This window comes from Kitasatospora purpeofusca (assembly GCF_036010405.1).
Taxonomy (GTDB): domain Bacteria; phylum Actinomycetota; class Actinomycetes; order Streptomycetales; family Streptomycetaceae; genus Kitasatospora; species Kitasatospora purpeofusca.
Genome location: NZ_CP108561.1, coordinates 2577178 through 2591256, shown reverse-complemented (window position 1 = coordinate 2591256; position 14079 = coordinate 2577178). Strand labels below are relative to the sequence as shown.

The 14079-nt window shown below is 75.2% G+C and carries 14 protein-coding genes and 1 pseudogene; all 15 read left to right on the top strand.

Going from position 1 to position 14079, the window contains the following annotated elements; translation table 11 throughout:
* The first annotated feature begins 57 nt into the window (after window positions 1-57).
* The 15 genes and pseudogenes from OG715_RS11055 (at window position 58) to OG715_RS10985 (ending at window position 14028) form a co-directional block, all read left to right on the top strand.
* Window positions 58-456 carry an FKBP-type peptidyl-prolyl cis-trans isomerase gene (locus OG715_RS11055; RefSeq protein ID WP_266275090.1) on the top strand — a complete coding sequence of 133 codons (399 nt, stop codon included), beginning with the start codon at window positions 58-60 and terminating at the stop codon, window positions 454-456.
* Window positions 457-647: 191 nt separating this feature from the next.
* Window positions 648-1598: pseudogene (locus OG715_RS11050) on the top strand (helix-turn-helix transcriptional regulator); the annotation flags it as partial.
* An 89-nt stretch (window positions 1599-1687) separates the two neighbouring features.
* Complete coding sequence (locus OG715_RS11045) at window positions 1688-2644, top strand: helix-turn-helix transcriptional regulator (RefSeq protein WP_266275092.1); 957 nt, start codon at window positions 1688-1690, stop codon at window positions 2642-2644.
* 27 nt (window positions 2645-2671) lie between these two features.
* Window positions 2672-2878 carry a hypothetical protein gene (locus OG715_RS11040; RefSeq protein WP_231977872.1) on the top strand — a complete coding sequence of 69 codons (207 nt, stop codon included), beginning with the start codon at window positions 2672-2674 and terminating at the stop codon, window positions 2876-2878.
* Between the two features lie 110 nt (window positions 2879-2988).
* The gene (locus OG715_RS11035) at window positions 2989-3168 is read left to right on the top strand and encodes a hypothetical protein (protein WP_266275094.1); all 180 of its coding nucleotides are present in this window, start codon (window positions 2989-2991) and stop codon (window positions 3166-3168) included.
* Window positions 3169-3357: 189 nt separating this feature from the next.
* Entirely contained in the window at window positions 3358-3702 is a 345-nt protein-coding gene (gene tatA, locus OG715_RS11030) for a Sec-independent protein translocase subunit TatA (protein ID WP_266275096.1), read from the top strand.
* A gap of 121 nt (window positions 3703-3823) precedes the next feature.
* Window positions 3824-4714, top strand: coding sequence for a twin-arginine translocase subunit TatC (tatC, locus tag OG715_RS11025; RefSeq protein WP_407661101.1), 891 nt, complete (start codon window positions 3824-3826; stop codon window positions 4712-4714).
* Between the two features lie 195 nt (window positions 4715-4909).
* On the top strand, window positions 4910-6079 hold the full coding sequence (locus OG715_RS11020) for an NAD(P)/FAD-dependent oxidoreductase (protein ID WP_266275100.1): 1170 nt from the start codon (window positions 4910-4912) through the stop codon (window positions 6077-6079).
* A gap of 276 nt (window positions 6080-6355) precedes the next feature.
* Window positions 6356-6676 carry a (2Fe-2S)-binding protein gene (locus OG715_RS11015; protein WP_030299963.1) on the top strand — a complete coding sequence of 107 codons (321 nt, stop codon included), beginning with the start codon at window positions 6356-6358 and terminating at the stop codon, window positions 6674-6676.
* A 4-nt stretch (window positions 6677-6680) separates the two neighbouring features.
* On the top strand, window positions 6681-8186 hold the full coding sequence (locus tag OG715_RS11010) for an FAD/NAD(P)-dependent oxidoreductase (protein WP_266275102.1): 1506 nt from the start codon (window positions 6681-6683) through the stop codon (window positions 8184-8186).
* A 179-nt stretch (window positions 8187-8365) separates the two neighbouring features.
* A complete protein-coding gene (locus tag OG715_RS11005; protein WP_380304285.1) occupies window positions 8366-9229 on the top strand; it encodes a dihydrodipicolinate synthase family protein in 864 nt (287 codons plus the stop codon).
* 166 nt (window positions 9230-9395) lie between these two features.
* On the top strand, window positions 9396-10400 hold the full coding sequence (locus tag OG715_RS11000) for a proline racemase family protein (protein ID WP_266275106.1): 1005 nt from the start codon (window positions 9396-9398) through the stop codon (window positions 10398-10400).
* A 168-nt stretch (window positions 10401-10568) separates the two neighbouring features.
* Entirely contained in the window at window positions 10569-11942 is a 1374-nt protein-coding gene (locus tag OG715_RS10995; RefSeq protein WP_407661100.1) for an aldehyde dehydrogenase family protein, read from the top strand.
* Window positions 11942-13009 carry a proline racemase family protein gene (locus OG715_RS10990; RefSeq protein ID WP_266275110.1) on the top strand — a complete coding sequence of 356 codons (1068 nt, stop codon included), beginning with the start codon at window positions 11942-11944 and terminating at the stop codon, window positions 13007-13009. Before OG715_RS10995 ends, OG715_RS10990 begins: the two co-directional genes overlap by 1 nt.
* Window positions 13006-14028, top strand: a complete 1023-nt coding sequence (locus tag OG715_RS10985) for an ornithine cyclodeaminase family protein (protein WP_407660963.1) — start codon at window positions 13006-13008, stop codon at window positions 14026-14028. Before OG715_RS10990 ends, OG715_RS10985 begins: the two co-directional genes overlap by 4 nt.
* Window positions 14029-14079: the final 51 nt, after the last annotated feature.

Sequence of the window (14079 nt, the reverse complement as noted above, 5' to 3'; positions counted from 1 at the left end):
GGCGCCCGTACCGTGGTCCGGGAAACGGACCGAGGTGCGGGCGCCCGCCGCTTGGTCATGGACCGAACCAACCGTGAAACGAGGCATCAAGTGAGCAAGCCCGAGATCGACTTCCCGGTCGGCGACGCGCCGACCGAGCTGAAGATCCGCGACATCGTGGTCGGCACCGGCGAGGAGGCCAAGCCCGGCCAGGTCGTCGAGGTCCACTACGTCGGCGTGACCTTCGCGACGGGCGAGGAGTTCGACGCCAGCTGGAACCGCGGCTCGACCTTCAAGTTCCCGCTCGGCGGCGGCCGCGTCATCAAGGGCTGGGACCAGGGCGTCGCCGGCATGAAGGTCGGCGGCCGCCGCGAGCTGGTCATCCCGCCGCACCTGGGCTACGGCAACCAGTCGCCGACCCCGGCCATCCCGGCCGGCTCGACCCTGATCTTCGTGGTCGACCTGATCGGCGTCTGAGCACGCTGACCGATCGGCGTCCGAGCACGCCGACCACCAGGGCCGCACCCCCTCCGCGGGGTGCGGCCCCGGTCGTTCCCCGGCTCGGCTTTTGCACCGCGTACCGCTACCGGTACGGTCGGTCCCGCCGGGTCCACGACGCCCCGGCGGGCACACCCCGCGCGCGGCGCGGCACACCGGAAGGGTCAGCGATGGCGATCGCCAAGGCAGAGCGGCTGATGAATCTCGCCCTGTGCCTGATGAACACCAGACGTCCGCTCTCCAAGAAGGAGCTGCGGGAATCCATCGAGGCCTACCGCGAAGCCTGGCAGCACAGCAGCGAGGAAGCCTTCAACCGGATGTTCGAGCGGGACAAGGACGACCTGCGCGAACTCGGACTGGTCATCGACGTCGACGAGAACGCCCTCGACGGCGAACTCGGCTACCTCGCCCGCGCCGACCGCAACCGCCTGCCGGAGATCGCCCTCGACGCCGAGGAAGCCGCCGCGCTCACCCTCGCCGCCCGCGTCTGGCAGCAGGCCAAGATGTCCGGCGCCGCCAGCGGCGCCCTCCAGAAGCTGCGCGCCGCCGGCGTCCCCTTCACCGAGACCGAGGGCCGACCCGTCCTCGAACCGCGCATCCCCGCCCGCGAGGCCGCGTTCGAACCGCTGCTCACCGCCGCCCGCGACCGCCGCCCGGTCACCTTCGAGTACCGCAAGGCCGGCGCCGCCGCCGCCCAGCAGCGCAGCGTCGAGCCCTGGGCCCTGGAATGCTGGCGCGGCCACTGGTACCTGGCCGGCTGGGACCGCGACCGCGAGGCCGCCCGGGTCTTCCGGCTCGGCCGGATCACCGGCAAGGTCCGCGCCCGCTCCGGCGCCTTCCTCGGCACCGTGCCCGAGCACGTCGACGTCCGCGCCACCGTCGCCGAGTTCGCCGGCGAGGGCGCCACCGCCACCGCCGTCGTCCGGGTCCGCCGCGGCGCCGGCTTCCCGCTGCGCACCAAGGCGCTCGGCACCCGCCGGATCGACGACGGCTGGGACGAACTCGACATCCCCTTCGGCAACGGGCTCGGCGCCGACCTCGCCGAGTTCGGGCCCGACGTGCTCGTCGTCGGACCCGAGGACCTGCGGGCGGACGTCGTCGACCGGCTGCGCGCGGTGGCCGGTGCCGGCGTGGTGGTTGCCGGGGTCGCCGGCGCCGGGCCGGCGGGGACCGCCGGGGTGGACAGGACCGAGACCGAGGACGTGCGGGCATGAGCAACGCGATCGACCAGACCCGGCGGATGCTCTCGCTGGTCACCTACCTGCGCGAGCGCCCCGGCGCCGAGGTGGCCGAGGTCGCCCGCGCCTTCGGCATCAGCGAGCGCGAACTCATCGGCGACCTCAACGTGCTCCCGATGTGCGGCACCAGCTTCCGCGGCGGCGACCTGCTCGACATCGACACCGACGGCGAGCGGATCTGGTGGCACAACGTCGACGACGTCGCGCAGCCGCTGCGCCTCGCCGCCGACGAGGCGACCGCCCTGCTGGTCGCCGCCCGCGCCGTGGCCGGCCTGCCCGGCCTGCGGGCCGGCGACCGCGAGGCCCTCACCCGGGCCGTCGCCAAGATCGAGAACGCGGCGGGGGAGAACGCCGAGGGCAGCGCCCGGGTCGGCGTCACCTTCGAGGCCGAGAGCCACGTCTTCGCCGACATCGACCGCGCCCTCAGCGAGGGCCGCCGGCTCTGGCTGCGCTACTACTCGCACGGGCGCGGCGGCATGACCGAGCGCGAGGTCGACCCGATCCGGCTGCTCACCGAGGGCCACACCTACCTCGAGGCCTGGTGCCGGACCTCCGAGGACCACCGGATGTTCCGGCTCGACCGGGTCGCCGAGATCAAGGTCCTGGACGTCCCCGCCGACCCGCCCAAGCGCGAGCCGCGCGACCTCTCCGGCGGGCTGGTCAACCCCTCCGCCGACGACCCCGAGGTCGTCGTCGAGGTCTCCTCCGGCGGGCGCTGGGTCGCCGAGTACTACACCCACGACCGGGCCGAGGAACTGCCCGACGGCGGACTGCGGATCACCCTGCGCAGCGCCGACCCCTCGCAGCTGCGCCCGCTGGCCCTGCGGCTGGGCCGGGACGGGCGGATCGTCTCCCCGCCGGCGCTCGTCGAGCAGGCGCGGGCCGCGGCGCTGGAGGCGCTCGCGCACTACGGTGACGGGCTGGTCTGAGCCGTGGAGCCCGGTACCAGATTCAAGGTGTACTGCTCCGAGTGCCGGGAGAAGGTCGAGGTGCCCGCCGAGGGGTTCCGGCTGACCTTCGGCCGGACGGCGGACCGGACGCACTACAGCTTCTCCTGCCCGCTGTGCGGGGCGGCGGTGCGCAAGCCGGCCGGGGAGAAGATCGTCGCGGCGCTGACCGAGGCCGGGGTGCGGACCATGCGGCTGGTGCCGGCGGAGCAGTGAACCGGGGCCGGCGCACCGCGGTCCGCCCGGCGCACCGCGGCGTCCGCGCGGCGCACTGCCGGGTCCGGGCAGCGCTCCGCGGGGCGCGGGCGGGCCGATAGGGTGGGGCCATGTCCTGGATGCCCGTCGCCGCAGTCCTCCTCACCACCGCCGGTCTGCTGGTGCTCGGCGTCCTCGCGGTCCGGCTCTGGCTGGACGTGCGGGCGCTGGCCGAGGGAGTGGACACGGCCTCCCGGGCACTCGCCGAGGCTGCCGAGGAGCTCGCGGCCTCGGCGGCGGCCCGGCCCTGAGCCCGGGACCTCGGACGCGGGGGGCTGCTGCTCGGCCGTAGGGGCGCGTTACGCTCTCAGATGGCTCCTGAATGCGAACGGGGGGCCGCTGTCCTGTCGGGCGGCCGTCGTCACGGTGTCATCCGCAGCGGTTACCATCCCCGCAGCGAGCGGCCCGGTCGGTGCCGCCGAAACTGAAGGTGGTCGAGCATGCGGGTCTCGTTCACCGCGATCCTGGTGGTCGCGGTCATTGCCATTGTGCTCTTCGGCGCCAAGCGGCTGCCGGACCTGGCGCGCTCGCTCGGCCAGTCGGCCCGGATCCTCAAGAGCGAGGCCAAGGCGATGCGCACCGACGGTTCCGCCGACACCCCGGCCGCGCCCGCCCCGGTGGCGGCCGAAGGCGTCGCGGCGAAGACCATCCAGTCCGCCCCGGGGGCCTCGGCGAGCGCCCGTCCGGTGAGCGAGCCGTCCGCCGGACAGTCCGCGGGTCCGTCTGCGGCTCAGTCCGCGGGCCAGTCCGCGAGTCACTCCGCCCCGGAGGGCGGGGCGCGCTGAGCGCGCGGCACACGCCACCACTGGGGGCCCGTCGACCGGCGGGCCCCGACGCACAAGTTGAGGACCGGGGTTGAGCAAGCTCACGAAGGCGCCGAAGGCGGCCAAGGATCCCGAGGGGCGGATGGCCCTCGCCGACCACCTGCGGGAACTGCGGAACCGCGTGGTCAAGTCGGTCCTGGCGATCGTGCTGTTCACGATCGTCGCGCTGATCTTCCACAAGCAGATCGAGACACTGCTGCTCAAGCCGCTGCCGCAGTGCACCCCGGACACGATCGCGTCCACCAAGGGCCGCTGCGCGCAGGTCTCGACCATCGGTCTGACCGCGGGCTTCAACTGGATGCTCAAGGTCGCCCTGACCGCGGGTGTGGTCGCGACCGTCCCGGTCTGGCTGTACCAGCTGTGGGCCTTCGTGGCGCCCGGACTGCACAAGCACGAGCGCAAGTACACCGTCATCTTCATGCTGTGCGGTGCGCCGCTGTTCCTGGCCGGTGTGACGCTGGCGATCCTGCTGCTGCCGCTGACCGTCGAGGTCCTGATCTCGTTCACCCCGAACGAGACCGTGCCGATCCTGCCGCCGGCGGACTACTTCGACATCGCCACCCGGCTGGTGATGGTGTTCGGCCTGGCCTTCGAGTTCCCGCTGCTGCTGGTCATGCTGAACCTGGTCGGCGTCGTCACCGGCAAGCGGCTGCTCGGCTGGTGGCGCGGCATGGTGATGGGCATCACCGTGTTCGCGGCCTTCGCGACGCCGAGTGCCGATCCGCTGAGCATGCTGGCGCTGGCCGCGCCGATCTGGGGCCTGTACTTCGTCGCGGTCGGTGTGGCGATGCTGAACGACCGGCGCCGGGCCCGGCGCAACCCGGACCTCGCGCTGGACGACGAGGAGGCTTCGCACGTGGACCTGTCGGTGGCACCGGTCGCCGGGGCCGAGGCGATCGAGGCCTCCGCCACGCCGAGCGCCTCCGGCCATGTGCCGGCCGCGCGGCACGAGCAGATGGACGACATCACCTGATCCGTCGGGGGTGATCCGGCCGCCGGCGATCCGCCGCCGGTGGCCGGGGCGCACCGACCGCGACGGTCGCGGTGATCCGAATGCCGGGAGCCCCGGCCCGCCGTTTTGCGGTGGGCCGGGGCTTTTTGGTGCGACTCGCCCGTTCGTACCCGGGGCAGTCTTGGCAGGTTCGATGGCATGTGACATATTACTGCCGTGTCCCACTCACAGAGACTCCCGGACGTCGTGGTGGTCGGAGCCGGCGTCGTCGGCGCCGCCTGCGCGTACTACGCCGCGCGGGCCGGGCTCGCCGTCGACGTCGTCGACCGCGGCCCGGTCGCCGGCGGCACCACCGGCGCCGGCGAGGGAAACCTGCTCGTCTCCGACAAGGAGCCCGGTCCCGAACTCGATCTCGCCCTGTACTCGGGCGGACTCTGGCGCGAACTCGCCGCCGAGTTCGGCGCCGACGTCGAGTACGAGGACAAGGGCGGCCTGGTGGTCGCCGGAACGCCCGAACGGCAGGAGGCGCTGCGCGCCTTCGCGGCCGGGCAGGCCGGCTCCGGCGTCCTCGCCGAGGAGATCCCCGGCGAGCGGCTCCGCGAACTGGAGCCGCACCTCGCTCCGGGGCTGGCCGGAGGATTCCACTACCCCCAGGACTCCCAGGTCCAGCCCGCCCTGGCCGCCGCCCACCTGCTGCGTGCCGCCCGCCGCGCGGGTGCCCGGCTGTACACCGGCGAGGCCGTCCGGGCGCTGCGGATCGGTGCCGACGGTGCCGTTCGCGGGGTCGAGACGGAGCGGCGGCGGCTGGACTCGGCCGCCGTGGTCAACGCCGCCGGCACCTGGGGCGGCGAGCTGGCCGCACTGGCCGGTGTCGGGCTGCCGGTACTGCCGCGGCGCGGGTTCGTCCTGGTGACCGAGCCGCTGCCGCGGATCGTCCGGCACAAGGTTTACGCCGCCGACTACGTCGCCGACGTGGCCAGCGGCTCGGCCGCCCTGCAGACCTCGGCCGTGGTCGAGGGCACGCCGGGCGGGCCGGTGCTGATCGGTGCCAGCCGCGAGCGGGTCGGCTTCGACCGCACCCTCTCGGTCGAGGTGCTGCACCGGCTGGCGGCCCAGGCGGCCGCGCTCTTCCCGGTGCTGGCCGGGGTGAACGTGATGCGCGCCTACCGGGGCTTCCGTCCGTACCTCCCGGACCACCTGCCCGCGATCGGCGCCGACCCCCGGGTGCCCGGTCTGTACCACGCCTGCGGCCACGAGGGCGCCGGCATCGGGCTGGCCCCGGGCACCGGGGCGCTGATCGCCCAGCAGCTCACCGGCAAGGACCCCGAACGCGACCTCGCGCCCTTCCGGCCCGACCGCTTCCCGGCGGCGGACGCCGCGGCCTGAGGGGGGTGCCGCACACTTTGCAAAGTGCACTTTGCAAAGTGCGTGGACACCACCCGCAGGACGGGCACCCCGGAAGGCCGCGTACCCGGAGGGGCGTGTGCCGGCGGGACCGCGTGTGTCCGCCGGGCCGCGCGCCCGACGGAGCACGCGCCCGACGGACCGTGCGCCCGACGGACCGTGCGCCCGACGGGGCCGAGCGCCCGCCGGGGCAGGTGCCTGCCGGAGCCCCCGACAATCCCACGATCGGCTCGTGAGCTGAACGGAGAACCCCCACCCATGCGCCGTACCCGCACCCCCGCGGAGCTGGTCCGGGCCGAGCCCGGGCCCGCCCACACCATCGAGTTCGACGGTCGGCCCGTGCCCGCGCTGCCCGGGCAGACGATCGCCGCCGCCCTCTGGGCCGACGGCGTGCTCGCCTGGCGCACCACCCGGGTCGGCGGGAAGCCGCGCGGGGCGTTCTGCGGCATCGGCGCCTGCTTCGACTGCCTGGCCACCGTCGACGGGCGGCCCAACCAGCGCACCTGCCTGCTGCCGGCCGAGCCCGGCACCACCGTCACCACCCAGGAGGGCCACGGCCGTGCCGACCTCGAAGTCTGAGCCCGTGCAGTCCCCCGGAGCCCACGGCCGCGGCGGTCCGTTCCACGACCTCGCGGTGATCGGCGCCGGCCCCGGCGGCCTCGCCGCCGCCGTGACCGCCGCCGACCTCGGTCTGCGCTGCGTCCTGGTCGACGCCGGACGCAGCACCGGCGGGCAGTTCTACCGCCACCCCGCGCCCGGCCTCGGCGCCGCCCGCCCCGACCGGCTGCACCACGGCTGGTCCGTCTACACCGGCCTCTCCGACCGGCTCGCCGCCCACCGCGCGGCCGGCCGCGTCGAGCTGCTCACCGGCCACCAGGTCTGGGCGCTGGAGCGGGCCGGGGACGGCGACTGGCGGCTGCACGCCACCACCGGCCCGGACGCCGACGACCGGACCACCGTCCGCGCCGCCGCCGTCCTGCTCGCCACCGGCGCGTACGAGCGGCAGCTGCCCTTCCCCGGCTGGACCCTGCCCGGGGTGGTCACCGCGGGCGGCGCGCAGGCCATGCTCAAGGCCGGCCTGGTGCTGCCCGGCCGGCGGATCGTGGTCGCGGGCAGCGGCCCGCTGCTGCTCGCGGCGGCCTCCTCCCTGGTCACGGCCGGCGCCGAGGTGCCGGCCGTGGTGGAGGCCACTGCGTACCTCGGGTACGCCCGACGCCCCGGCGTGCTGGCCGCTGTCCCGGCCAAGCTGGTCGAGGGCGCCGGGCACGGTTCGGCGCTGCTGCGCCACGGCGTCCGGCTGCGGCCGCGCAGCGCGGTGGTCGAGGCGCACGGCACCGACCGGGTCACCGCCGTCACGGTGGCCCGGTTGGACGCCGAGTGGCGTCCGGTGCCCGGCAGTGAGCGGCGGATCGCCTGCGACGCGCTCGCCGTCGGCCACGGTCTGATCCCCCAGATCGAGCTGGCCACCGAGCTGGGCGCGGCCACCAGGACCACCCCCGACGGAACGGCCGCGCTGAAGGTCGACGCCCGCCTGCGGACCACCGTGCCCGGGCTCTGGGCGGCCGGCGAGGCCTGCGGTGTCGGCGGCGCGGACCTCGCGATCGCCGAGGGCGAGCTGGCGGCGCACGCGGTCGCGGAGCGGCCGGTCCGGACCGCGCTGCTGCGCCGGCGCTCCCGGCTGCGGGCCTTCGCCGAGCTGATGGCCGCCGCCCACCGGCCGGGGCCGGGCTGGACCGACTGGCTGCGGGAGGACACCGATGTCTGCCGCTGCGAGGAGGTCCCGGCCGGGCGGATCAAGGAGGCGGTGGACGAGCTGGGCGCGGCCGACGCGCGCACCGTCAAGCTGCTGACCAGGGCCGGGATGGGCTGGTGCCAGGGCCGGATGTGCGGTCCGGCGGTGGCCTGCCTGGCGGGCGGCGACGATCGGGCCGAGGTCCGGCCGGACAGCCGGCCGTTCTCCTGCCCCGTTCCGCTCGGGCAACTCGCGGCCGAGCGGGACGACATGGCCGACCCGGGTCACCGGGTCGGCCAGGACCATCAGGGCCATCAGGATCACCAGGACCACCAGGACGACCGGCAGGACCGGTAGCACCGGCCGGATCGGACGGACCGGCCGCTCCCGTCGGCCGGTCGGTCCGAATCCGACCGAAAACGCCCGGTGGTGGCTCTTGTCTCCACCGCGCGCCTTCTAATAAAATGTCACACCTCACCAAGGAGTCATCCGTGTCCCAGATCTCGCACGACACCACCCGGCCCTGGCGCGGCATCATGGTCGCCACCACGCTCCCGCTGCGCCCGGACCTCTCCGTCGACTACGACGCGTACGCCGACCACGTCCGCTGGCTGATCGAGTCGGGCTGCGACGGTGTCGTCCCCAACGGCTCGCTCGGCGAGTACCAGACCCTGACCGCCGAGGAGCGCGCCAAGGTCGTCGAGGTCGCGGTCGAGGCCGCCGGCGACGGCTCCCGCGTGATGCCCGGTGTCGCCGCCTACGGCAGCGCCGAGTCCCGCCGCTGGGCCGAGCAGGCCGCCGAGGCCGGCGCCGGCTCCGTGCTGCTGCTGCCGCCGAACGCCTACCGGGCCGACCACGACGCCGTCCGCGGCCACTACGCCGAGGTCGCCAAGGCCGGCGTGCCGATCGTCGCCTACAACAACCCGATCGACACCAAGGTCGACCTGGTCCCGACGCTGCTCGCCCAGCTGCACGCCGAGGGCTCGATCGTCGCGGTCAAGGAGTTCAGCGGCGACGTCCGCCGGGCCTACGAGATCGCGGAGCTGGCCCCGGGCCTGGACCTGCTGATCGGCGCCGACGACGTGCTGCTGGAGCTGGCCCTGGCCGGCGCCGTCGGCTGGATCGCCGGTTACCCGAACGCCCTGCCGGAGGCGAGCGCCGCGCTGTACAAGGCCGCGATCGCGCACGACCTGAACACCGCGCTGCCGCTGTACAAGTCGCTGCACTCGCTGCTGCGCTGGGACTCCAAGACCGAGTTCGTCCAGGCGATCAAGCTCTCCATGGACATCGCCGGCCGCCCCGGCGGTCCGACCCGCGCGCCGCGCCTGCCGCTGACGCCGGAGATCGAGGCGGCCGTCCGCGCGGCCACCGAGAAGGCGCTGGCCGAGGGCCTCGCCTGATCCGAAGCACGACCCGAACCGGATTCCCGGTTCCGAGTGTCCGGGACGGCCGGCTGCGGGGGCAGCCGGCCTCCGGGCCACTTTCCGGCCCCGCCGGTCCACCCCCGTCCGGACCGTCCCGGCCTCGACGAAGCCAGCCATCTCCCCACCCACGGAGCGTCAGCAGATGCGCAGCCGTCACGTCTTCCACGCCGTCGACTCGCACACCGAGGGCATGCCCACCCGGGTCATCACCGGCGGGTTCGGTGTCATTCCCGGTGCCACCATGGCCGAGCGCCGGACGCACTTCCAGGAGCACCTGGACCACTTCCGGACCCTGCTGATGTACGAGCCCCGGGGCCACGCCGCGATGAGCGGCGCGATCCTGCAGCCGCCGACCCGGCCGGACGCCGACTTCGGCGTGCTCTACATCGAGGTCACCGGCCTGCTGCCGATGTGCGGCCACGGCACCATCGGCGTGGCCACCGTGCTGGTCGAGACCGGTATGGTGCCGGTCGTCGAACCGGTCACCACCGTCCGGCTGGACACCCCGGCGGGCCTGGTGGTCGCGGACGTCGCGGTCGAGAACGGCGCGGCCACGGCGGTCACCATCCGCAACGTGCCCTCGTACTCGGAGGCGCTGGACCGCAAGATCGAGGTCCCCGGCTACGGCACGGTGACCTACGACCTGGCGTACGGCGGCAACTTCTACGCGATCCTGCCGCTCGCGGAGTTCGGCCTGCCGTTCGAGCGGGAGCGCAAGCAGGAGATCCTGGACGCGGGCCTCGCCCTCATGGACGCCATCAACGCGAGCCCGGACCGGCCGGTGCACCCGGAGAACCCGTCCATCCACAGCTGCCACCACGTGCAGCTGCTGGCCCCCGGCTCGACCGCCGAGCACTCCCGGCACGCGATGGCCATCCACCCCGGCTGGTTCGACCGCTCGCCCTGCGGCACCGGCACCTCGGCCCGGATGGCCCAGCTGCACGCCCGCGGCGAGCTGCCGCTGGACCGCGACTTCCGCAACGACTCCTTCATCGGGACCACCTTCATCGGGCGACTGGTGGAGGAGACCGAGGTGGGTGGGCGGACGGCCGTCGTGCCGACCGTCACCGGGCGGGCCTGGATCACCGGCACCGCCCAGTACTTCCTCGACCCCAGCGACCCGTTCCCGGCCGGCTTCCTGCTCTGATCCGGCCCGCTCCGGCCCGCTGATCCGCACCGGCCTCCCGCCCCACCCCGGTCCCGCCCCGCCCCACCCCGGTCCCGCGGCCGGCCGGCCCCCCGTCCCGGGGCCGGCCGACCGCCGCGGGACCTGCCGTCCGACCCGCTCCGAACACCCGTCGAAACCCCCGAAGGGCTGCCTGCAGTGACGATCCGTTCGTACAACCCCGCCGACCCCGCGGACCTCGTCGCCGAGGCGCCCGCCCCCGGTGCCGAGGCCGTCCTGGCCACCGTCGCCCGCGCCCGCGCCGCCCAGCCCGGCTGGCTCGCCGCCGGCGCCGGCGGCCGCTCGGCCGCGCTCACCCGGATCGCCTCGGTCGTCGAGGCGCACGCCGAGGAGCTGGCCGAGCTGGTCGTCCGCGAGGTCGGCAAGCCCATCGCCGAGGCGCGCGGCGAGGTCGCCCGCACCGTCGCGATCTGGCGCTACTACGCGCAGGCGCCGTTCGCGGCCTCCGGCGAGGTGCACGAGACCGCCGGCGGTCCCGGCCTGCTGCTCACCCGCCGCCGCCCGTACGGGGTCGCCGGTCTGGTCACCCCCTGGAACTTCCCGCTGGCGATCCCCACCTGGAAGGCCGCCCCGGCGCTGGCCGTCGGCAACACCGTGGTGCTCAAGCCCTCCTCGGAGGCGATCGGCTGCGCCCGCCGACTGGCCGAGCTGGTCGCCGAGGCCGGGCTGCCGGCCGACGTCTTCACCGTGCTGCCCGGCGGCGGCGCCGAGGGCGGCACCCTGGTCGGCGCGGCCGACGTGGTCTCCTTCACCGGCTCCACCGGGGTCGGCCGCCAGGTCGTCCGCACCGCCACGGACCGCGGCATCCCCATCCAGGCCGAGCTCGGCGGGCTGAACACCGCGATCGTCCTGCCGGACGCCGACATCGACCAGGCCGCCGCCCACCTCGCCAACGCGATCGCCGGCTACGCGGGGCAGAAGTGCACCGCCACCAGCCGGGTCGTCGCGGTCGGCGAAGCCTACGAGCCGCTGCGCGCCGCCCTGGTCAAGGCGCTCGGCCAGGTCGACGGCACCTCCTGCGGGCCGGTCATCAACGAGGCCACCCGGGACGAGATCACCGCGGCCGTCGACTCCGCCCGGGAGGCCGGCGCCGAGGTGCTGACCGGTGGCGGCGCGCCCGCCCGGAACGGCTGGTACCTGGAGCCGACCCTGGTCGCCGGCGTCCCGGACGAGCACCCGCTGAGCCGCGAGGAGTTCTTCGGCCCGATCGCCGTGCTGCACGCGGCGGCCGACCTGGACGAAGCGATCGCGCTCGCCAACGACACCCCGTACACGCTGTCCGCCTCGGTGCACACCCGGGACCTGGACGCGGCGCTCGCCACCGCCGACCGCCTGAACGCCGGCATGATCCGGGTCAACGCGCCGTCCAGCGGCGTCGACTTCCACCTGCCGTTCGGCGGCGCCAAGGGCGCCAGCCACGGTGCCCGCGAGCAGGGGCAGGCCGCGCTGGACTTCTACACCCAGAGCCGCACCGTCACCCTGCTGCCGGGCGGAGGCGCCTGATGACGACGGACCTCCCCGACCGGGAGGCGCCCGCGGCGGTGCACGTCGACACGGTCGACTACCACACGGCCGGCGAGCCGTTCCGGATCGTCGTCGGCGGCGCGCCCGTCATCCCCGGCGACACCGTCGCCGAGCGGCGGGCGATCGCGATCGGGGCCGGCGGCACCGCCACCGCGCCCCGGCCGGGCCCGCTGGACGACATCCGGCAGCTGCTCACCCGCGAGCCGCGCGGCCACGCCGGCATGTACGGCGGCTTCCTGGTGCCGCCGGACGACGACGAGGCCGACCTCGGCGTGCTGTTCTGGCACAAGGACGGCTACTCGACCGCCTGCGGCCACGGCACCATCGCGCTCGGCGCCTGGGCGGTCGACTCCGGGCTGGTCGCCGCGCCCGACTACGGCGTCGCCCGGGTCCGGATCGACGTGCCGTCCGGCCGGGTCACCGCGCTGGTCAACCGGGCCGCCGGACGGACCACCGGGGTGACCTTCCGCAACGTGCCCTCCTGGGTGAGCGAGCTGAAGCTCCCGGTCGAGACCTCGCGCGGCACCGTCGAGGTGGCCGTCGCCCACTCCGGCGCCTGCTACGTCTCGGTGCCGGCCTCGGCCCTCGGACTCTCGGTGACCCTCGACCGGCTGCCCGAGCTCACCTCGGTCGGCCGGGAGATCCGGGCCGCGCTGGCCGACTCCCCGGCCGTGCGGCACCCGGTGGACCCGAGGCTGTCCGGCGTCTACGGCGTCATCCTGTTCGACGAGCTCCCGTCGGTGGACGGCGCGCTGAACCAGCGCAACGTCACCGTCTTCGCGGACGGCCAGATCGACCGCTCGCCGTGCGGCTCCGGCAGCTCGGCCCGGCTGGCCGTGCTGGCCGCCGAGGGGCGGCTCGCCCCCGGCGAGGAGCTGCGGCACGAGTCGATCGTCGGCACGGTCTTCGGCGGACGGGTCCTGCCCGGCGGCGACCCGTGGGGCGACGGAGTGGTCACCGAGGTGACCGGCACCGCGCACCGCACCGGCGAGCACCGCTTCGTGCTCGACCCGCAGGACACCCTCGGCGCGGGATTCCTGCTGTGAGCGGCGACCTGCGGACCGCCCCGGAACCGCCCGGCGTGGCGGCCGAGCCGCTCCGGCCCGCCGCGCCGGGCTCCGCCCCCGCCGCCGCCCCGGCCGTCGGGCCGACCACCGGGCCGGCGGTGCTGCCGACCGGCGCGGTCGGACTGACGCCTGCGGAGGCGGCGCGGGCGATCGAGGGGGTGCTGCTCGACGGGCTCGACCCGGAGGCCGCCCCCGCCCGCTCGGCGATCCCGGTCCCGGCCGGGGAACTGCTGATGATGCCGGCCGCCTCCACGGCCTACGTCGGGGTGAAGATCGCCGGTGTCGCGCCGGCCAATCCCGCCGTCGGGCTGCCCCGGATCACCGGCGGCTACCTGCTGCTGGACGGTCCGACCCTGCAGCCGGTCGCGCTGCTGGACGGCATCGCGCTCACCTCGCTGCGCACCCCCGCGGTCACGGCCGTCGCGCTGGACCGGCTGGCGGTGCCGGAGGCCGAGCACCTGGTGCTGTTCGGTTCGGGCCCGCAGGCGTACGGGCACCTGGACGCCCTGCTCGCCGTCCGCCGGCTGACCCGGGTGACCGTGGTCGCCCGCAGCGCGGAGCCGGCCGAGGCGCTGGTCCGGTACGCCCGGGGGCTCGGCCTGGAGGCCGCCGTCGGCACCTCGGCCGAGGTGGCGGGGGCGGACCTGGTGGTCTGCTGCACCACCGCGCGCACGCCGCTGTTCGACGGCGCGCTGGTGCCGGACCACGCGGCGGTGGCCGCGGTCGGCTCGCACGAGGTGGACGCCCGCGAGGTGGACGAGGTGCTGGTAGGCCGGTCCGCGCTGTACGTGGAGGCCAGGGCCGCCGCGCTGCGGGAGGCCGGCGACCTGCTGATGGCGGGCGTGACCGGCGCCGACCCGCTGTGGAACCTGGCCGAGCTGGTGCGGGGCGAGGCCCCGGTGCCGGCCGACCGGCCGAGGTTCTTCAAGAGTGTCGGGATGGCCTGGCAGGACCTCGCGGTCGCGGCCGAGGTGCACCGGCGCGGGGCGGGCCGATAGGGCTTCCGGTCGGCACAGGTCTGCTGTGGGACCCGGCCAGTCGGGTACCGG